Origin of the sequence: Blautia sp. CAG:257 (assembly GCF_000433815.1) — a bacterium.
GTDB lineage: Bacteria > Bacillota > Clostridia > Lachnospirales > Lachnospiraceae > Blautia_A > Blautia_A caecimuris.
This window is the reverse complement of the sequence record NZ_HF999074.1, coordinates 663-20,447: the sequence shown is the minus strand read 5'-3', so window position 1 is coordinate 20,447 and position 19,785 is coordinate 663. Positions and strand designations below refer to the sequence as shown.

Genomic DNA, 19,785 nt, shown 5'->3' with positions numbered 1-19,785 from the left:
GTCGTCGCTTCCAAAAGAAAATACGTCCATATCCGGAACCTGTCCTTTTTTATATCCAAAAGCGCCTGCATCCACATCATGATGAACCAGATCGGTAGAAACTACAATGTCTCCAATATTAATCTCATTATTCAGACTTCCTGCAATTCCTGTGTTGATCACAACCTCTGCCTGAAAATCATCGATCAGGATCTGTGTACAGACAGCTGCATTAACTTTTCCGATGCCGGACTGTACAACAACTACTTTTTTTCCTTCCAGGATTCCTGAGTAAAACTCCATGGAAGCCTTTCTTATAATCTGTGTATCCTGCATAAGAGCCTTCAGTCCTGCAACCTCATCGCTCATTGCTCCTATAATTCCAATACATCTCATAACAAAATTCTCCTGTCTTATGGTCTGTAACCTGTTTTATCAGTTTAAGCAAAATGCATTCCGAATCATCGGCAATGGCATTTTGATCTGTATATTCCGGTATTTGGATATATGCCAAAATACCTGGCAGGACGCGGTCGTAAGCCGTAACCTGCTTATTCATGATACATTATAACAAAAGTTTCGTTTATATGGAAACTTTTTTTAAATTCTGCTATAATGTGTTACAGAAAACTGTTGCTGTTCACATCAGCATGCCGGATTACATCAGGCGTGATATTTCCAAATGAACAGTACTTAAAATCCAATCACATCAGGAGGAAAACAAATGAGATACAAAACAAGCGGCGTATGCTCCAGCGCCATTGAATTTGAACTGGACGACCAGAAAAAAATACACAATGTAAAATTCCAGGGCGGCTGCTCCGGAAATACTCAGGGCGTTGCCCGTCTTGTAGAAGGCATGGAGGCAGAGGAAGCGATCCGCCGCCTTGAGGGAATCCGCTGCGGTGTACGTCCTACATCCTGCCCGGATCAGTTATCAAAAGCTTTAAAAGAAGCTCTGGCCTGATTTATTTGCAACAGAAGATAAAAGCGGCTGCAGAATCCCATCAGGATTCCGCAGCCGTTTTTCTGTTATCCGTCTTTTCTGTCCCATTTATCACAAAGGGACTGGATTTCTCTGGCAAAACGATCCAGATCTTTATTTGGACATCCCTCATTCTTTTTAATAACAGACAGAAGCCTCTGACCCATTGCAACCAGTTTTTCAAAGGCTCTGGCCGCTTTACTGCTTCTGGAGGAAATGTGTATTCTTTCAAGCTTCACTCCCGTTGTCTCATAAATGCATACATTATCCTTCAGATCATAAACTGTTCCGCTGAAAGGCGCCACTGCATCCAGTCCTTTTTCTTCCCTGAGCCTGTCGGCAAAAAGTTCCGTAACCGTATCATCTCCGTGAGTTACAAATACCTTCTGAGGTTTGCCTTCAAAGGCTCCGATCCAGTCAAGAAGACCGTTCACATCTGCATGACCACTGATTCCCGGCATCTGACAGATTTCTGCCTCCACATGGATTTCCTCTCCAAACAGCTTCACCTCTGTTGCTCCTTCCAGAAGAGCTCTTCCCAGTGTTCCCACTGCCTGATATCCCACAAAAAGAATCGTATTCTTTTTATTCCATAGATTATGCTTCAGATGATGCTTGATACGGCCGGCGTCGCACATTCCGCTTGCGGATATGATCACCTTGCAGTCCTCGTCAAAGTTGATTGCCCGGGAATCATCACTGGTAACAGAAGTTTTCAGCCCCGGAAAGCTTAACGGGTTAATTCCCTTTCTGGTCAGGGCAACGGCCTCCTCATCAAAACAGTCATATCTGTGTTCCCCAAAGATCGTTGTTGCTTCGTTTGCCAGCGGGCTGTCCACATATACCTTAAAGTTCCCGTGGCCCTTCACTCTTCCCTCTTCTTTGATCTGCCGGATAAAATACAGCATTTCCTGTGTACGCCCTACAGCAAAAGAAGGAATCACCAGATTTCCTCCCCTGTCAAAGGTTCTCTGAATAACCTCACTGAGAAGACCTACATAGTCCGGTCTGTCTCCATGGCTTCTGTCACCATAAGTGGATTCCATGACTACATAATCTGCCTCGTGAAGCCAGGTAGGATCTTTGATCAACGGTTGATTTGTATTTCCAATATCCCCGGAAAAAACAATTTTTTTCTTTGTGTCCCCTTCTGTGATCGTAATCTCAATACTTGCCGATCCCAGAAGATGCCCCGCATCTACAAACCGTACCTCAATTCCCTCTGCAGGCTTCACTGTTTTTTCATAAGGACAGGAAATAAAATTCCGGATCACTCCCATTGCATCTTCCATAGTATACGCGGGAATAAATTCCGGCTTGCCCTGGCGGCGTCCCTTACGGTTTCTCCACTCAGCCTCAAACATCTGTATATGAGCGCTGTCGCGAAGCATAATGTCGCAAAGATTGCAGGTGGCATCTGTGGCATAAACCGGTCCCTGAAAGCCTTTGGCATAAATTGCAGGAAGATTACCGGAATGATCCATATGAGCATGGGTCAGCAACACAAAATCAATATCAGCAGGATTTCCCGGAATATCCCTGTTTTCATAATAATCCGGCCCCTGCTCCATACCGCAGTCTACCAGAAACTTTTTTCCCGCTGCTTCCAGATAGTAGCAGCTTCCTGTCACTTCGTGCGTTGCACCGATAAATGTAATCTTCATATGCAAGCCCCCTTTGTCAGACAATCTTTATTAAATTGGAATATTTTATAATTATTATACACGATTCTCCGTGATTTTAACAGTTGTTTTTCAAAAAGAAGACAGGACAGAATACTCAGATCCTGCCCTGCCCTCAAAGGTTTGTCGTATTCGTTGACGAGTTATTTTTTACACGTCTAACAAATGTTTTGTCGTAATCTCATTGTTTACCAGTTACTAATGCGAGCATTTCGCGCTGCCTGATGGTAATGGCGGTTGACAGTTCTTTTTTCTGTACATCCGGCAGTCTGCACCCATGCTCCGCTATTCAGTTTTCGTTTTGTATGTCCAAAAATTTGTTTCTTTCCAGAAGTATCGTCCCTTATACCCCGGAAATCCGCATGATTACTTAATCAGTATGCCCTGAGTAAGCGTAGATGTTGACTCTTTCGTAGTTCCGTCCTTGGCAGCATGATAGCCGCGCACACGATAATAAGTACCGCTGGGGACAATAACATTTATTCCTCTACTGAGGCTTGTTGCATCATCTGTTTCAAACCGCCAATACTTATAGGTTCCATAACTGCCATTCACCTTACGTTCGAGGTACAAATACAAATATACTGTATCACAAGCATGATGGCACTGTGTTAAACCATGAATAGCAATTTCATTACTGGACAGTCTCTGAATTTTTACATTTCCCTGGTTTAAATGGTTTCCTCTAATCAGGCTGAAGCTTGTATCTTCCGCATAATCTGCTGTGGTTTCAATCTCATCCAGGATACTAAGCGGTTGAGCAGAAACCATAGTTATATTTCCTAATGCAAGGATTCCAGCCACTAAACCAATCCCCAGCATTCGTTTCCATCTACTGATTCTTATCCCTCCTCTCCTCTGCAACCAACCTTTACATAATATATACGATATAAATTTCTAAAAATCACTCTTAATATACAATATTTTCCATTATTTTTATTAATTCGTCTTTTTCTATCTTACCTGATATATTAAAAAACACATTGTCTTGTTTCCATGATGCTGTATAACTAGGTATTTTATCTCCAGGTTCCTTATTTTTTTCAATAGAAATCTTATTATCTCCTACATCAATGGATTTTATTAATTCTCGTGTACCGCTTAAACTTTCAGTTTGACTAGCTGTATCCCCACTCTGTTTATCTATATAAAATAATATTATATTTTCCTCATATTTGTATTCTATAAAAGCTATATCGGCAAATTGGTTCACCTCATAGCTCACAAACTCAAACCCATTTGGTCTGTAGTAAAATTCCGGCATTTCTACTCCCAGCTGTTTTTCAATTTCTTCCACAGCTTCATACTCTGCCATTTCTACATTCTCATTCTGATCACTATTTCCTACAATAATTCTCGTATCATCACCTGCCAGATATCTTACACTCTTCACTAGATAATTTCTGTTTGCCTGGCTTGTCATACTGGCTGCAAATATACAGGCGCAGCACAGAAGCGCAACACCAGCCACTTTTCCCACATGTACCCTGGCATATTTTTTTCTGCCGGAAGAAGGAACCTGTGGAGCTTTTATATCTTCAGCTTTTATAACTTCAACTTTTCCATCCATGGCTTCTTCTGCATCCGCCTTTTCTATGCCTGGAAACTCTGCCATATCCGCAAACTCTTCTCTGTATACCCCCTCTTTCCTCAGTCTGTTGACCAGTTTTTCATATGAACGGGCTTCTGCTTCACTGTCCTCAGGCTCATAGTCTTCAAAATCTTTGTCTGCAAAAAGTTCCCGTTCCATCTGCGCAGCTGTTTTCACATACTGCTCATCTAAAAATACCTTTTTTTCTCTGTCTGATGCCTGATTATTCTGTTGTTTTCCATTCCTTTTATCTTTATTTTCCATGGTTTTCTCCCAGTGCTGTATTCTCAGACATTTGTATTGATTTCCCTGCTCTCCATAATTTCTCTGAACTGCCCCATGGCTATTTTCAGAAACCAACGGAATTTTGTCTCTGTTACTGCTCCCTCTAACCGGCCAGTCTTCATTATCTCTTCTGTTCCCGCTAATCGGATGTTCTTCATTCTCTATGCTGTCCCCGATAATCGACTGATTTTCATTATCTCTTCTGTTTCCTCTAACCAGCTGGTGTTCATTCGCTCTTCTGTTCCCTCTAACCGGATGTTCTTCGTTCTCTCTTCTTGTTCCCTCTAACCAACTGATCTTCATTATCTCTACCGTTCCCTCTAACCGGATGAATTTCATTCTGGATTGCCTTCTGCAATAAAATTTTGTGTTCTTGACAATTCTTTCCCATTGGTTCATATTTATTGGTAACAAAAAGATTTATTCAGGAGGAATCCCCTATGAAACATATTGTACTTACCGGCGGAGGTACTGCCGGACATGTTACTCCAAACATCGCTCTTATTCCTGCTCTCAAAGAAGCCGGATACCAGATTTCCTATATTGGTTCCTATGACGGAATCGAAAAAAAGCTGATCCAAGAGCTTGGTATTCCCTATTACGGTATTTCTTCCGGAAAATTAAGACGTTACTTTGATGTAAAAAATTTCACAGATCCCTTCCGTGTATTAAAGGGCTTTCATGAGGCGAAAAAACTGCTGAAGCAACTGAAACCGGATGTGGTATTTTCCAAAGGCGGCTTTGTGACTGTTCCTGTTGTGATCGCTGCAAAGAAGCGCAAAATCCCGGCGATCATCCACGAGTCCGATATGACTCCCGGACTTGCCAATAAGCTCTGTCTTTCTTCCGCCTCAAAAATATGCTGTAATTTCCCGGAAACAGTAAAAAGTCTTCCTCAGGAAAAAGCAGTTCTTACCGGAACTCCTATCCGCGAAGAGCTTCTCAGCGGAGATAAAGAAGCCGGACGCCTTTTCTGTGGTTTTACTTCAGATAAACCTGTGCTGATGGTGATCGGAGGAAGTCTTGGAGCCGCGTCAGTAAATGAACACATCCGCAACATTCTTCCTGAGCTTCTGAAGGAATTCCAGGTGATCCACCTCTGCGGAAAAGGCAAAACAGACGAATCACTGAAAGGAACAGAAGGATATGTCCAGTTTGAATATATCAAAAAAGAGCTTTCTGATCTTTTTGCCCTGGCTGATATTGTAATTTCCAGAGCCGGAGCCAATGCCATCTGCGAGATCAGCGCTCTTCATAAGCCAAACCTTCTGATTCCGCTTTCCGCCAATGCCAGCAGAGGCGATCAGATTCTTAACGCCCGTTCCTTTGAACGTCAGGGCTACAGTATGGTTCTTGAAGAGGAAGAGATCACTGACGAAAAGCTTCTGTCAGTGATCCGAAATCTGTATGCCGACCGTCATAAATATGAACAGGCAATGTCGGCAGGCAGCCAGATGGATTCCATTCACCATATCGTTTCCATGATTGAAGAATGTGCAGGATCCAGATAGTCCAATAATTGTTTAATGTCTTTTGTGCAGCTTTTCAAGCTCTGCTTTCATCCATTTTCTTGTCCGGAGGATACGGTTATTCACATTGTTTCTTGTGATACCGTACTCCTCTGCCACAGAATCCGGAGAAATCCCAAAATATTTCACCATAACCAGAATATTATAATTTACAGGATTTACCTTGCGAAGTTTGAGCAGCACCTGTTTTCTGTACTCGATCTCTTCCCGGTTCAGCATGATCTTTTCAGGATCCATTTTCTCCTCAGAAGGCTTTCTGCGTTTCCAGTCCTCCAGAGCAACATGTTCCTGCCTTTTCCATGGTTTCTTAAAATAATCTTTTGTTTTATTGACAGTTGCTATAAATATCAGCGCTCTCAGTTTTTCTTCATTACCGAGATCCAGAGTATCCATAATCTCATAGAGATGATAAAACACTTCCTGACTGATATCTTCTGCCAGCATTCTGTCCTTTACAAGCCTGTAAGCGCTTTTTACAGAGAATCTATGGTATTTCCTATAAATATCATTAAAATCCTCGTTTTTCATCTTTTGTACAATACCTGATTCCTATTTCAGTTTTGCCAGAATCTCATCTCTGTCCTCATCAGTGAGGCTGCCCGGCTTCCAGGTAAGCTCTACACCGTCTCCCTGATATCTCGGGATCAAATGCATATGAAAGTGAAATACTGTCTGTCCTGCTATCTCTCCATTGTTCTGCACAATATTAAATCCGTCACATTCCAGTGCATTTGTCAGTTTCTCTGCCATATGCTTTGCCAGGATCATGGCTTTTCCTGCTGTTGCATCCGGAAGCTCATAAATATTTGCCGCATGAACTTTTGGCAGAATCAGAGCGTGTCCTTTACTTGCCGGACCCAGATCGAGGATCACCCGAAATTCTTCATCCTCATACAACGTTGCAGAGGGAATTTCACCATTTGCGATTTTACAAAAAATACAGTTTTCCATAATATACTCCTCCTTTGAATTATGAAATATTGTTTCTTCTATTCTCTCGTACTTTGTCGATTTTTTCAACATGAAATTTCTTGCCCGAAACAGGCCGGAATGGTACACTGCAAACGAGGTGACAGATTATGCAGGAAAATTTAACTTTAGAACAGCAGAAAAAAGAGCTGCAAATGACTTTATCAAAATTTACCCATGAAATACGTAATCCGGTAGCATTGATTCAGAGTGAACTCCAGATGCTCGCTTCCGCTCATCCGGAACTGAATTCTTATGACGGCTGGTACGGTATCATGGAAAATCTGGAATATATCCGGGAGCTGCTGAATGAACTGTCCCGTTACAACAACGCAGAGCATCTTTCCCCTGTACAGACAGATATTACCCTCCTTTTAAAAAGTATTATCCGCTCTTTCCGCCCTGCGCTGGACTACCTTGGAATCACTCTGGAAACAGATATTCCCCAGACCCTTCCCCTTCTTTGTCTGGACCAGACAAAAATCCATCAGGCGCTTCTGAACCTTCTCAGAAATGCCCAGGAATCCATTCAGCACTCTCACGGCGTTATCTCTGTTACGGCAGCCGCTGTTACTGACGGCATCTGTATTTCCGTCCGTGACAACGGATGCGGAATGACAGACAGCCAGATAAAAAATGTATTCAATCCCTTCGTTACCTACAAGCCCACAGGAACGGGACTTGGGCTTCCTGTCACCCGCCAGATCATTGAGGCGCACGGAGGCAGTCTGAAGGTTCGAAGCGTACCGGGTAAAGGCACTGAATTTCAGATCTTTTTCCGCCTGTGATAACAAAAAACCGCCAGCAGAAAGCCTGCTGCAAGTCCCCCTGTATGCGCGGCGTTATCCACGCCGCTGCTGGCGAATCCAAAATACAGAGAAAAGACGGCCATAACAAGAATCTGACGCACAGACAGATCCTCCAGGCGTCCTTTATTTCGTATCACCACATAAATCATAGCTCCCATTACCGCAAAAACTGCGCCGGAGGCTCCTGCCGATACTGCATATTCCCCCTGTCTTAAATCCCAGACAAGAGAAAGTACACTTCCCGTCATGCCTCCAGCCAGATAAATCACGATAAAACGCAGCTTTCCGATCACTCTTTCCAGACGGCTTCCCAGAACAAAAAGTACCAGCATATTATTGATCAGATGTTCAATCCCAAAATGAAGAAACATACTGGTAAACAGACGATAAACTTCCCCTTTTTCTACGATCAGCGGCGTATAGGCTGCTCCCCAGTCCAGCATATGAAGCGTATCCTGGGAAAGTCCCGTAAATTCCACCATAAGAAACACTACAATATTTATAATGATCAATGTAAGCGTTGCAGGTTCCTTCCGAAATTCTTCCAAACACATCACCTCTTTGCCAAATTATAAGCGATTTCATTTCTGTTATCAAGGTATCCCAAAAATCTTTTGTATGCAGACGAAAAAGGAAGCGCTTTATACTGCGCTTCCCCGTCTGCCTGAACAGCTTCTGTCCATTGCCATTCCGTATTCTTTCAGTTTCTGAGCCGCCTCTCTGCTTACCGCCTTTGGCACCTGGATCTGTATGGTCACATACTGGTTGCCTTTTACAGAAGGATTCTGCATGGAAGGAACCCCTTTTCCTCTCAGCCTGATTTTTCCGCCGCACTGAGTTCCGGCCGGAATCCTGCACATCACATCTCCGTACAAAGTAGAAAATTTCGCTTCTCCTCCCAGCACTGCTGTCATAAAAGGAATTTCTGCTATCGTATAAATATCCTGACCTTTTCTCTCCCATCCGGTTTCCGGTTCCACATGAACCTTCAAAAAAAGATCGCCTGATGCTCCGCCTCCGTATCCGGGATTTCCCTTCCCCTTCAGGCGAATGCTCTTTCCATCCTCAATTCCTGCCGGAATATGCACCTGAAGCTTCTGGGCTTTTCCATTTGGATCAGAAAGCTGCAGCATTCTGTCACATCCGAACACAGCTTCTTTAAAGCTGACACTGACCTCTGAGCGCAGGTCGCTGCCCCGTCCTGTACCCTGTCTGCCTCCGAAGTCCTGATACCCCCGGAAGCCGGAATTTCCGGAAAAACCGCTTCCGAAGCCTGCCCGGCCTCTTCCGGTGCGTCCGCCCTGACCATGAAACATATCGCCGAAGATATCCCCAAAAATATCATCCATGTTACCGTTTTCAAAATGATATTCCCGATAAGCGCCGTTTCCGTCCCGGCCGAAATCAAAGCCTCCGAAGCCATTTCCACGCCCAGAAAATCCCCCTGCATTTTCTGCCGAAAAGCCTTCCTCAAATGCAGCGAATCCAAACTGATCGTATAATTTCTTCTTTTCCGTATCACTGAGAACATTATAGGCCTCTGTGATTTCTTTAAATTTCTGTTCTGCCTTCTTATCTCCCGGGTTCATATCCGGATGATACTGCTTGGCAAGTTTTCTGTATGCTCTTTTGATTTCCTTTTCATCAGCATTTCTGCCCACTCCAAGGACCTCATAATAGTCTCTTTTCGCCATTATGCCACCTCCGGTTCACAAGTCCTGCAAAAAGGAGATGCCGGCAAGTTATTGCTGCATCCCCCTGTCTCTTTGTTCTATATATAATATAACACCAGTCTTTTCACTTGTCAAGAACTATGTGAAAATACTCAAAACCGATCCTTCAGTTTTACTCCTGTTTCATTGAGCATAGCAATGAGAAGTCCGTACTTGAACTCCTGGATCTGCCTTCGTTCTTCCAGAAAAATGCCAACGACACCTTTCACCTGCTCCTCATCCTGAACCGGAAGGTACATGCCTCTGGCTGTTGGAAGCGTATGTGTACAGGCTCCTGCCCGGTGGTGATTGGCTGCCACCCATTTTGCCACCGCTTTTTCCTGAGAAGTCAGCAAAGGTTCCAGACTGGCTTTTTCTGTTCCCTGACGGGGAAACAGCATTGCCTCTCCCAGAAGCCCGTCTTTATTTACCGGATAGATCACAAGAGACAGATCCAGAAGCTTTTCCACCTGGGCCGCCGCCTGCTGCCAGACCTCCTTTTCGGATTTGCATCGGCGGAGCTTCTGGCTGTTTTCCAGAAGAATCTCTGTCCGGTAAGCCTTTTTTACACTTTCTTTGTTCTGAAGCTTCAGCTTTCTTGTCTGGGACGCTGTAAAAAGCCCCACAATAAACAGCATTGCAAAAGTGGTGGGATATCCTTTATCATAAGCCTTCAGAGAAAAGTACGGTTCTGTAAATAAAAAATTAAAGGCAAGCACACTGAACAGGGACGAATAAACCGCATAGATTTTTTTGTCAGATATGTAGGACGACAGCAGCACTCCCAGAATATACACCATAATGATATTGGATTCTGGAAGGTGAAATTTCTGGAGAATCCAGGCTGCGATCGTAGTAAGAACCAGAATTATATTGATCAGTCCAAATTCCCACAATGCCTGCATTCCTGCATTTTCTGCCTTTCTGCGGCCTTCTCTGTGACCGTATTTTCCTGCAGCCTTTCTGTTTTTCATATCCGGGATAATATATACGTCAATGTTGGGAGCCATACTGTTCAATTTTTCCAGTACCTCCGCCATTGGCTTTCGCATAAAAAATCTGTGGTTTGTCCTTCCAAGAACCACCTTAGAAACATTGCTTACCATTGCATATTCTGCAACCTGGCTGCCAATATCAGAACCATACACTGTAACGATTTTTGCTCCCAGAGCCCGGGCAAGCTCCATATTTCTCCGCACACCCTGTTTCGTCTTTTCATCAGCTTCCTGCATGGCAGGTGTTTCCACGTAAAGTCCTGTAAACTGCCCGCGAAAGGCATAGGCAAGACGGGCCGCTGACCGGATGACCTTTGCGCTTGACTCCGCGGCGGAAATGCAGGCAAGAATATGTTCTCCTGTGTGGTAGTCCATGTCCCCGGTAATATTCCGTTCTTCCTCTGCGATACGGTTTACACGGTCTGCCGTACGCCTCAGAGTAATCTCTCGAAGAGCCGCAAGTTTTTCCCGTTTAAAGAAATTATTCATGGCTCTTTCCGCCTGCACCGGCTTATAGATCTTCCCCTCTTTCATTCGAGCCAGAAGATCTTCCGGTTCAATGTCAATAACCTCCACCTGATCCGCGTGGTCAAACACACTGTCCGGAATCCTTTCCCGCACTTCTATATGGGTAATAGAGCCCACCAGATCATTCAGGCTTTCCAGATGCTGAATGTTAATGGTGGTATAAACGTCAATCCCTGCCCGCAAAAGCTCCTTTACGTCCTGATACCGCTTCTCATTTCTGCAGCCGGGAGCATTGGTGTGAGCCAGTTCATCTACAAGAATCAGCTGAGGTTTCCGCTCCAGAGCACGGTCAAGATCAAACTCCCGGAGCTTTACCCCTTTATATTCTACCACAAGAGGCGGAATGGTTTCTAACCCCTCCGCCTGTCTGCGTGTATCCGGCCTGTCATGAGGTTCAATATACCCGGCCACCACGTCTGTATTATGTTTTTTTGCTTCATGAGCCGCTTCCAGCATGGTATAGGTTTTGCCGGAGCCTGCCGCATATCCCAGGAAAATTTTCAGCTTACCCTTATTTTTTTTCAGTTTCTGCTCTTCCTCATACTGAAGCTTTTTTAACAGATATTCTGAATCAGGTCTTGTATCTTCCATTTTACCCTCTTCTTTCTGTCAGATCAGTCCCATTGCGCCTGCAATGTCAAGGTTGCATTTCAACACATTTACTCTTTCTTCTCCAAAAATCCCAAGTACCTTATGCTCTGTGTTCTCTTTTACAATGTCCTGCACTTCCTGCTCGGAAAGACCGGAATTTTCAGCTACTGCCGCAACCTGAACCTGCGCCGCCTCCGGGCTGATATGGGGATCAAGTCCGGAACCGGAAGCAGTCAGAAGATCAGAAGGAATATCCTCTTTTTTTACTCCGGGATGAGTTTCCAGAAACTCATCCAGATCTTCCTGAATTCTTTTTTCCAGTTCAGGATTGGAGTTCGCATAGTTAAAGCTTCCTGAAGATACGCCTGTATACTCGCCGTTTTCTTTCTGCTCCTCTGTGTATGTATTATAATTTACAGAAGAAACTCTTCCTCTGAAAAAATAATCCTCTGTAAAATCCTGGCCTACCAGTTCGGAACCCACAGCTTCTTCTATATTATTGGTCGGTTCTCCATTTTTGTCGATCAGATTTCCATTGGCATTATTCTTCATGGTCAGCTGACTCACACCTGTCAGGGCGAGGGGATAGACAAATGAACAGAGCACGATCATCACTATACAGAATACAAATGCCTTTCCCAGCATTTTTCCAAACTTTTTCATGAAACATTCCTCCTACATTCCAATCATTGCAAGCATTGGAGCTACAATCAGATCTATCAGCTTGATTCCCACAAACGGGACGATAATTCCGCCAAGTCCATACACACCCATATTTCTAAGAAGAAGTCTTTCTGCTTTCATAGGTTTATATTTGACTCCCTTCATGGCAATGGGGATCAGCGCCGGAATAATGATCGCATTAAAGATCAGTGCGGAAAGAATGGCGCTTGCCGGAGTAGCCAGATGCATGATATTCAAAATCTGCATCTGTGGCAGGACCAGTGTAAACATTGCCGGGATAATAGCAAAATATTTTGCAATATCATTGGCAATACTGAAGGTTGTCAGAGATCCTCTTGTGATCAGAAGCTGCTTTCCGATCTCCACTACCTCAAGGATCTTAGTGGGGTCAGAATCCAGATCCACCATGTTTGCGGCTTCCTTTGCCGCCTGGGTTCCTGAGTTCATGGCAAGACCTACATCTGCCTGAGCAAGAGCCGGAGCATCATTGGTTCCATCACCTGTCATGGCTACCAGCTTACCTTCTGCCTGCTCTTTTTTAATGGCTGTGATCTTGTCCTCAGGACGACACTCTGCAATAAATCCGTCCACTCCGGCTTCCTTTGCAATGGTTGCCGCTGTCAGAGGGTTGTCACCGGTACACATGATAGTTTTGATACCAATTTCACGAAGACGCTCAAATCTCTCTACCAGTCCCGGTTTTACGGTATCCTTCAAATAAATAACTCCGTAAATTTTGGCATCTACACATACAACCAGAGGAGTTCCGCCAAGGTTGGAAACTTCTGTTACAATGCCTTCCAGGTCAGAAGGAATCTCTCCTCCCTTTTCCTGTACAAATGTTTTAATTGCCTCGTATGCGCCTTTTCTGATGATGGTTCCATCTTTACAGTCAGCCCCGCTCATTTTTGTCTGAGCGGTAAATTCTACAAATTCCATTCCTTCTGTGTTCAGACTGTCCGGATCACATCCCATCTTTTTGCCCAGATCGATTGTAGATTTTCCTTCCGGAGTTCCGTCAAGCAGAGAAGACAGAACACTGTATCTGATCAGATCTTTCTTATCCACACCTTCCACCGGATAAAATTCTGCTGCAAGACGGTTACCAAAAGTAATGGTTCCTGTTTTGTCAAGTATCATGGTATCCACATCACCGCAGGCTTCCACAGCCTTACCTGACATTGCGATGACATTGAAACGGGTAACACGATCCATACCTGCAATACCGATTGCAGAAAGAAGTCCTCCAATAGTAGTTGGAATCAGACATACCATCAAAGCAATTGCCCATGACACCGGAATCTCCACTCCAAGGTAATTTGCAAACGGATAAAGAGTTACCACAACGATCAGGAAGATCAGGGTCAGTACGATCAGAAGCGTGTTCAGCGCAATCTCATTTGGTGTTTTCTGTCTGGATGCACCTTCTACAAGAGAAATCATCTTATCCAGAAAAGATTCTCCAGGTTCAGCAACGATTTTTATTTTAAGCCAGTCAGATACTACAGTAGTTCCACCTGTTACAGAAGAAAAATCTCCGCCTGCTTCTCTTGTTACAGGAGCAGATTCTCCTGTAATAGCAGATTCGTCTACAGAAGCGATTCCTTCAATAACCTCGCCGTCATTGGGGATTACCTCTCCCATTTTTACAAGAACAATATCGCCTTTTTTCAGCTCAGACGCATTGATTGTTTTTTCCTGTCCGCCCGAAAGAAGTACCCGCGCCTTTGTGTCCTGTTTGGTTTTTTTCAGAGAAGCCGCCTGGGCTTTTCCACGTCCCTCTGCAACAGATTCTGCAAAGTTTGCAAACAGCACCGTCACAAAAAGAATCACTGTTACAATTCCATTATAAATTCTGTACTCTGCATTTCCTCCAAACATTGTAGGAAAGAAAGTCAGAATCAAAGTAATAATAAATCCAATCTCAACAACAAACATTACCGGATTTTTGATCATATATCTTGGATCCAGTTTCTGGAATGCTCCAATAATAGAAGTTTTCAGAATATCCGGAGTAATGAATTTTGTTTTTTCCTTCTTAGCCATGTTTCTCTTCTCCTTTTTTCTGCATCTACTACATCCACAGCGACAGATGCTCCGCAATCGGTCCCAGTGCAAGAGCCGGGAAGAAGGTCAGTGCTGCAAAGATGTATACAATAAATACAAGAACGATCATAAATACAACATTGTCAGTTCTCAGTGTACCAATGGATTCATTGACTCTCCTCTTTGCCAGAAGAGAACCGGCAATGGCAAGCTGAGCTACAATGGCAATATATCTTCCAAAGAACATTGCAAGTCCTGTTGTCACATTCCAGAATACACTGTTGTCAGCCAGTCCCTCAAAACCGGAACCATTGTTTGCTGCCGAGGAAGTGTATTCATACAATACCTGGCTCAGTCCGTGGAAGGATGGGTTTGTGATACCATCCAGCCCTCCGGGAACTGCAACTGCCAGTGCGGAAAAACCAAGGATCAGAAGCGGGTGGATCAGAATTACGATAGCTACCAACTTCATTTCCTTTCCTTCGATTTTTTTATTCAGATATTCCGGTGTACGTCCAACCATAAGACCGCAGATAAACACTGCCAGGATCACGTACATCACCATGTTCATAAGGCCTACGCCCTTGCCGCCAAACACACAGTTCAGCATCATATGGAGCATTGGCACCAGACCCCCAAGAGGAGTCAGTGTATCATGCATGTTGTTTACCGTACCTGTGGTAAAGGAGGTTGTCACTGTAGTAAACAGGGAGGACTGGGCAGTTCCGAAACGAACCTCTTTTCCTTCCATGCTTCCTGCACTCTGGTCGATTCCCATTTCAGCGATCACGGGATTTCCTGCCATCTCTGAGTTGTAGCATAACAGAAGTCCGATCATAAAGATGACTGCCATTGCGCCAAACACTACAGCGCCCTGACGTCCCATAAGAATTTTTTTCTTTGCAGGCGCCACTGCCACGGCTGCTGCCTTTACTTTGTTTTTCTTCCGGTCATGAAGCATGTGGCCAAAGGTTACGATGCAGGCTCCCGGAAGGATCATCATGGAAAGCAGCTCCACAATATTTGAAATTACTGTAGGATTCTCAAATGGTGTGGTTGAGTTTGCGCCGAAGAAGCCGCCGCCGTTTGTTCCCAGATGCTTGATGGATTCAAGAGCCGCTACCGGACCCATTGCAAAATCCTGATATTTTCCTTCAATCGTTTCTACTGTAAAATTCTGCATCAGTGTCTGAGGTGTTCCCTGACTTACCAGAATCAGACCTACTATAAAAGATACCGGAATCAGGATCCTGGTTGTGATCCTTACCATATCCCTGTAAAAATTCCCCAGCTTTCTTCCGGAAAGCCCTCTGCAGAATGCCATGCATGCCGCATAGCCGCTGGCTGCTGAAGTGAACATCATAAAAATGATCACGCACATCTGCGCTGCATAGGAAAGTCCGCTTTCACCGGAATAATGCTGCAGGTTGGTGTTTGTCATAAAACTGATGATCGTATTAAAGGAAAGACTTGATTCCATTCCTTCAATGCCGTTTGGATTCAGAAACAGAAGATTCTGAATCCTGAGGATCAGGTATCCCACAAAAACCATCACTGCATTTGCAGTTACCAGGGTAAGGGCATATTTTTTCCAGCCCATATCCTCATTTTTGATACCGCAGATTTTATATATCAAATGATCGATTGGATTAAAAACTTTATCTGCAAAAGTTTTCTGTTCTGTGGCAATGTGATACATGTATTTTCCCATGGGAATTACCAGTATCAGGAAAATTGCCAGCGTAAGAATGATCTGTAACATTTCTCTCCTCCTGTTGCTCTCCCTTTTGTCCTGAATTAAAAACTGCCATTCTCTGAGCAGGTCTGTAAATTTTTACAGCTTTTCCGGATATATCAGCGCATATACCAGATAGATGCCAAGTGCCAGAATGATGACTCCCAATGCTATCATAATCTTACTCCGCCTTTCCTCTTATTTTTCTTTTGGATTCACCTGTGATTCGCAGAAATCTGCGAACAGCTTCACAAGCCCAAAGCAGCCAAGAAGAACCGCTATCATCAGAATATCCATCATAATAATCCTCTCCTCTCTGTGATCTTTTTCCGCACATACAGGGATACTCCTGAGAGTTCCTTATTTGTTACTGTTCACAGTAACTCCTGTTTCTGTTCTCAGACATTGTATACGAGTTTTTATAAAGTCGGTATTAAACTTCGGACAAGGGATGTTAATTTATCATAAAGAAAAACAGATACAATAAGCACTGCGGCTCTGTATCTGTCCTGAAATATTACATTATTCTGTTTTCCTGCAATGTCAGAATATACAAAACTATCATATGTCCTTTATTCTTATTGCATAAAAGTCAAGATCATCTTATTTCTTATCCTGTTCCGCCAAAAATACCATTTTATTTTTGTCTGACCGTTCTTCACTGTACCGGAAGCCCAGCGCCCGGAAATTTTTTATATCTTCCGGATCACAGACATTATTTTCTGCCATAAACCGGACCACCTCTCCCCGAGCCATTTTTGCCAGAGTTGCCTTCTGTTTCACCTTTCCGTCCTTAAGCTGGCCAAACTCCACTGTCAGAAACCGATCCTTTGGCTCCAGGTATTTTTCCACAGCCTTTGAATACTCTCTGGAGGCCAGATTTATAATCAGGCGGTCTCCCTCTGTCAGTTCCCTGTACAGCCGGTCTCCCCAGAAATCATACAGATCCTTTTTTCCTTTTACAGACAATCTGGCCTGCATTTCCAGACGATAGGGCGTCACCCCGTCAAAAGGCTTCAGCACTCCATAAAATCCCGACAGGATCCGTAAATGTCTGTCTATGTAGGAAAGAGCTGTATCTGTAAAGATTTCCGGAGCCATATGCTGGTACTGAAGCCCTTCATAAGTAAGAACTGCCGGAGTCAGGCAGCGTTCTACGTCCATACTCCTGAAACGGTCATAATTAAGCTGCGCCAGCTTATCATTACATTTCCACAGCTCCTTAGCCTGCTCAAAGGTAAGTCTTCTGATCTCATCCATCAGAAGCTTCGTATCCTCAAGGAATACCGGAAGCCCGGTTACCTGATAGGTATCTGTATCCACGTTCATTTTTTTCGCAGGAGATATGATAATCTTCATTTTACAATTCTCCCAGCATCTGCGCCGGATTATCTGCAGCCTTCACTTTTCCAAAGGCCTTCACGATCACGCCTTCCTCATCAATTAAATATGTGGTACGGACCACACCCATAGTTTTTTTACCGTACATATTCTTTTCTTTCCACACATCATATGCCTGAATACAGGAAAGCTCTGTATCTGACAGCAAAGTAAACGGAAGCTCATATTTTGTCTCAAATTTCTTATGGGATGCCACGCTGTCTTTACTTACCCCCAGAACGACCGCCCCTTTTTCTGTAAACTGAGGATAAAGCTTTCCAAAGCCGCATGCCTGCTTTGTGCATCCCGGTGTATTATCTCTGGGATAAAAATAAAGAATCACTTTTTTCCCTTTATATTCCTCAAGCGTATGCATTTCTCCATTCTGATCCGGCAGTTTAAACGCCGGCGCTTTTGTGCCAATTTCCAGCATAAGTATTTCCTCCTTTTATTGACCTTTTTAGTATAGTATACAGAATATCCTCTCATCCGTAAAGGCTGAATTTTTCCGTCCAGAGATGAATTTCTGATGGAATTTCTGATAAAACCACTGTCAGATGGCAGATTTATCTTCAATGTGATAATCTTTTTATTTTTCCTGGAAAACAATTTCCCAGAGATTTTCAAAAGGAATTTCTGTTTCATCCTTCAGAAGCATCCGGTGTCTGAACGTGTCGATCTTTTTTACAGTGCCAGTGACTGTCATATACTTTCCGCCTTCTTTTTTCAGGTCGGGCTGAAAATATGTGACCGTAACCTCCGGCTTCTCACTGATATGCTCCCGGATAAATTCAAGCCGTCTGTTTAAAATCTCCACGCTCTCCTCATCCGGCTGTATTCTCTTTTCTGTATATCTTTCTGTTTCCTTAATGGCCGCTCCATATCCGGTCAGTGCGGCAAAGGGAGCAAACTGGGCTGCCCGGTCCTCCACCGGCATCTGAGGATGTGTCCCGGACACATGGTGGGGAAGGTTGATGATATCGTCATATTTATGTGTTTCACCAAAATAATTTTTCATTCCTGCCCTCCTTTTTATCAGACCGGAGAGCCGCCTAAGCCTTATGACCTCCGATCCGGGAATTTCTGTCTCTGGCCGTAGCGCCCTCCTGCAGATTCATTCCCTTCAAAATTGCATTCTTCCCGAATTTTTTCTTAATATCCAGCATGGCTTCCTGCATTTTGCGTTCCCGCTCCAGCACGGCCTCTTCCTGCTGCTTCTGCTTTTCCAGCGCCGCATAATCCGTAAAGAGATCAAGCTGTTCAAAAGTTTCCTCTTCCTGTATCATTTCCTCCGGAACTACTTTGTTGGCTGCCAGATACATTCTTCTTATCAGAAGCTCTCTGTCCATGATCCTGTCGTAAAGCTCCATTACAGCGGTTACGATTTTTTTTGCAGAAGAAGTCTGCTGCTTTAGATTAATGGTTCCGTGCGCATGTTTGGGGATTTTTCTTCCATAACGGTCTGTGGTTACTTCCCCGCTGTATTTTTTCCCCGGATTCTTCAGATTCTCAATATCATATCCCACTGTAAGGGTCAGCTGGTCTGTTACCAGACGCTTGTCAACAAGATCCAAAGCCAGAAGATCTGCCATTTCCCGGATCACCAGTCTGGTTTTTTCGAAGCTGTAGGGGCAGGTGAGAACCTGACCTGAGCCTACACTGTTGCTGGAGGGTCTGTAACTTTTTATATCCTGGATGGTACAGGGTTCCCATCCCCAGGCATGATCGATCAGAAGCTCTGCATTAATTCCAAAAAGCTTATAAAGGAGCTCTTCATTATAAAAATCTTCCGGCTTTCCCACAGAACAGCGCGCCACATCCCCCATGGTAAAAATCCCGTTGGCCCTGAGTTTCTTTTCGTAGCCTTTTCCCACTCTCCAGAAATCTGTAAGAGGCTGATGATCCCACAAAAGCTTCCTGTAGGACATCTCATCCAGCTCGGCGATCCTGACACCATTTTCATCAGGTTCTATATGCTTTGCCACAATGTCCATTGCGACCTTACACAGATAAAGATTTGTTCCGATCCCTGCAGTAGCGGTGATTCCTGTTGACTGCAGCACGTCCCGGATCATTGTCATTGCAAGCTCACGGGCAGTCATACCATAGGTTTTCAGATAGTGAGTGGCGTCAATAAACACCTCGTCAATAGAGTATACATGCATATCCTCCGGCGCTATATATTTCAGATAAATATTGTAGATCCTTGTGCTGTAATCCATATAAAATGCCATTCTTGGCGGAGCTGTAATATAGGTAAGCTCAAGCTCCGGGTATGCTTCCAG

The 19,785-nt window shown here is 44.0% G+C and carries 20 protein-coding genes; 3 read left to right on the top strand and 17 right to left on the bottom strand.

Going from position 1 to position 19,785, the window contains the following annotated elements; genetic code table 11:
* On the bottom strand, positions 1-375 hold a 375-nt coding region (mtnN, locus tag QVP40_RS09325; RefSeq protein ID WP_288200441.1), incomplete at its 3' end, for a 5'-methylthioadenosine/S-adenosylhomocysteine nucleosidase.
* Positions 376-703: 328 nt separating this feature from the next.
* Here mtnN and QVP40_RS09320 point away from each other — a divergent pair.
* Positions 704-946: a TIGR03905 family TSCPD domain-containing protein gene (locus QVP40_RS09320; protein WP_022068184.1), complete on the top strand. Its 243-nt coding sequence runs from the start codon at positions 704-706 to the stop codon at positions 944-946.
* Between the two features lie 65 nt (positions 947-1,011).
* On the opposite strand, the gene QVP40_RS09315 is transcribed toward QVP40_RS09320, so the two are convergent.
* The 3 genes from QVP40_RS09315 to QVP40_RS09305 all read right to left on the bottom strand — a co-directional run bounded on the left by QVP40_RS09315 (position 1,012) and on the right by QVP40_RS09305 (position 4,861).
* Positions 1,012-2,628, bottom strand: coding sequence for an MBL fold/beta-CASP domain-containing RNA metallo-hydrolase (locus QVP40_RS09315; RefSeq protein WP_022068183.1), 1,617 nt, complete (start codon positions 2,626-2,628; stop codon positions 1,012-1,014).
* A gap of 384 nt (positions 2,629-3,012) precedes the next feature.
* Positions 3,013-3,468: a DUF6147 family protein gene (locus QVP40_RS09310; protein WP_022068182.1), complete on the bottom strand. Its 456-nt coding sequence runs from the start codon at positions 3,466-3,468 to the stop codon at positions 3,013-3,015.
* An 88-nt stretch (positions 3,469-3,556) separates the two neighbouring features.
* The gene (locus QVP40_RS09305) at positions 3,557-4,861 is read right to left on the bottom strand and encodes a DUF4367 domain-containing protein (protein WP_022068181.1); all 1,305 of its coding nucleotides are present in this window, start codon (positions 4,859-4,861) and stop codon (positions 3,557-3,559) included.
* Between the two features lie 101 nt (positions 4,862-4,962).
* Between QVP40_RS09305 and QVP40_RS09300 the strand changes: the two genes are divergently transcribed.
* Positions 4,963-6,033 carry an undecaprenyldiphospho-muramoylpentapeptide beta-N-acetylglucosaminyltransferase gene (locus tag QVP40_RS09300; RefSeq protein WP_022068180.1) on the top strand — a complete coding sequence of 357 codons (1,071 nt, stop codon included), beginning with the start codon at positions 4,963-4,965 and terminating at the stop codon, positions 6,031-6,033.
* A 12-nt stretch (positions 6,034-6,045) separates the two neighbouring features.
* Here QVP40_RS09300 and QVP40_RS09295 read toward each other — a convergent pair whose 3' ends face one another.
* Positions 6,046-6,579 (bottom strand): RNA polymerase sigma factor, encoded by a 534-nt coding sequence (locus QVP40_RS09295; protein WP_022068179.1) that lies wholly within the window; start codon positions 6,577-6,579, stop codon positions 6,046-6,048.
* A gap of 21 nt (positions 6,580-6,600) precedes the next feature.
* The gene (locus QVP40_RS09290) at positions 6,601-7,002 is read right to left on the bottom strand and encodes an HIT family protein (RefSeq protein ID WP_022068178.1); all 402 of its coding nucleotides are present in this window, start codon (positions 7,000-7,002) and stop codon (positions 6,601-6,603) included.
* 128 nt (positions 7,003-7,130) lie between these two features.
* Between QVP40_RS09290 and QVP40_RS09285 the strand changes: the two genes are divergently transcribed.
* A complete protein-coding gene (locus QVP40_RS09285; RefSeq protein ID WP_022068177.1) occupies positions 7,131-7,808 on the top strand; it encodes a sensor histidine kinase in 678 nt (225 codons plus the stop codon).
* Here the strand turns inward: QVP40_RS09285 and QVP40_RS09280 are convergent.
* From QVP40_RS09280 to QVP40_RS09235, 11 genes are all read right to left on the bottom strand, one after another.
* Positions 7,787-8,383 (bottom strand): rhomboid family intramembrane serine protease, encoded by a 597-nt coding sequence (locus QVP40_RS09280; protein WP_138270137.1) that lies wholly within the window; start codon positions 8,381-8,383, stop codon positions 7,787-7,789. The two genes, QVP40_RS09285 and QVP40_RS09280, sit on opposite strands and share 22 nt — an antisense overlap.
* Before the next feature lie 87 nt (positions 8,384-8,470).
* Positions 8,471-9,523, bottom strand: a complete 1,053-nt coding sequence (locus tag QVP40_RS09275; RefSeq protein ID WP_022068175.1) for a DnaJ C-terminal domain-containing protein — start codon at positions 9,521-9,523, stop codon at positions 8,471-8,473.
* Between the two features lie 131 nt (positions 9,524-9,654).
* Positions 9,655-11,655 carry a DUF4118 domain-containing protein gene (locus QVP40_RS09270; protein WP_022068174.1) on the bottom strand — a complete coding sequence of 667 codons (2,001 nt, stop codon included), beginning with the start codon at positions 11,653-11,655 and terminating at the stop codon, positions 9,655-9,657.
* A gap of 18 nt (positions 11,656-11,673) precedes the next feature.
* Complete coding sequence (kdpC, locus tag QVP40_RS09265; protein ID WP_022068173.1) at positions 11,674-12,318, bottom strand: potassium-transporting ATPase subunit KdpC; 645 nt, start codon at positions 12,316-12,318, stop codon at positions 11,674-11,676.
* A 12-nt stretch (positions 12,319-12,330) separates the two neighbouring features.
* Complete coding sequence (gene kdpB / locus QVP40_RS09260) at positions 12,331-14,385, bottom strand: potassium-transporting ATPase subunit KdpB (RefSeq protein ID WP_022068172.1); 2,055 nt, start codon at positions 14,383-14,385, stop codon at positions 12,331-12,333.
* Positions 14,386-14,413: 28 nt separating this feature from the next.
* Positions 14,414-16,147, bottom strand: coding sequence for a potassium-transporting ATPase subunit KdpA (locus QVP40_RS09255; protein ID WP_022068171.1), 1,734 nt, complete (start codon positions 16,145-16,147; stop codon positions 14,414-14,416).
* 72 nt (positions 16,148-16,219) lie between these two features.
* Complete coding sequence (gene kdpF, locus QVP40_RS14000; protein ID WP_178710095.1) at positions 16,220-16,297, bottom strand: K(+)-transporting ATPase subunit F; 78 nt, start codon at positions 16,295-16,297, stop codon at positions 16,220-16,222.
* Between the two features lie 426 nt (positions 16,298-16,723).
* Positions 16,724-17,479 carry a peroxide stress protein YaaA gene (gene yaaA, locus QVP40_RS09250; RefSeq protein WP_022068169.1) on the bottom strand — a complete coding sequence of 252 codons (756 nt, stop codon included), beginning with the start codon at positions 17,477-17,479 and terminating at the stop codon, positions 16,724-16,726.
* Position 17,480: 1 nt separating this feature from the next.
* A complete protein-coding gene (gene bcp / locus QVP40_RS09245; RefSeq protein ID WP_022068168.1) occupies positions 17,481-17,933 on the bottom strand; it encodes a thioredoxin-dependent thiol peroxidase in 453 nt (150 codons plus the stop codon).
* A gap of 156 nt (positions 17,934-18,089) precedes the next feature.
* Complete coding sequence (locus tag QVP40_RS09240; protein WP_022068167.1) at positions 18,090-18,518, bottom strand: hypothetical protein; 429 nt, start codon at positions 18,516-18,518, stop codon at positions 18,090-18,092.
* 34 nt (positions 18,519-18,552) lie between these two features.
* Positions 18,553-19,785, bottom strand: a 1,233-nt coding sequence (locus QVP40_RS09235) for a Y-family DNA polymerase (protein ID WP_288200440.1), incomplete at its 5' end; no start/stop codon positions are given.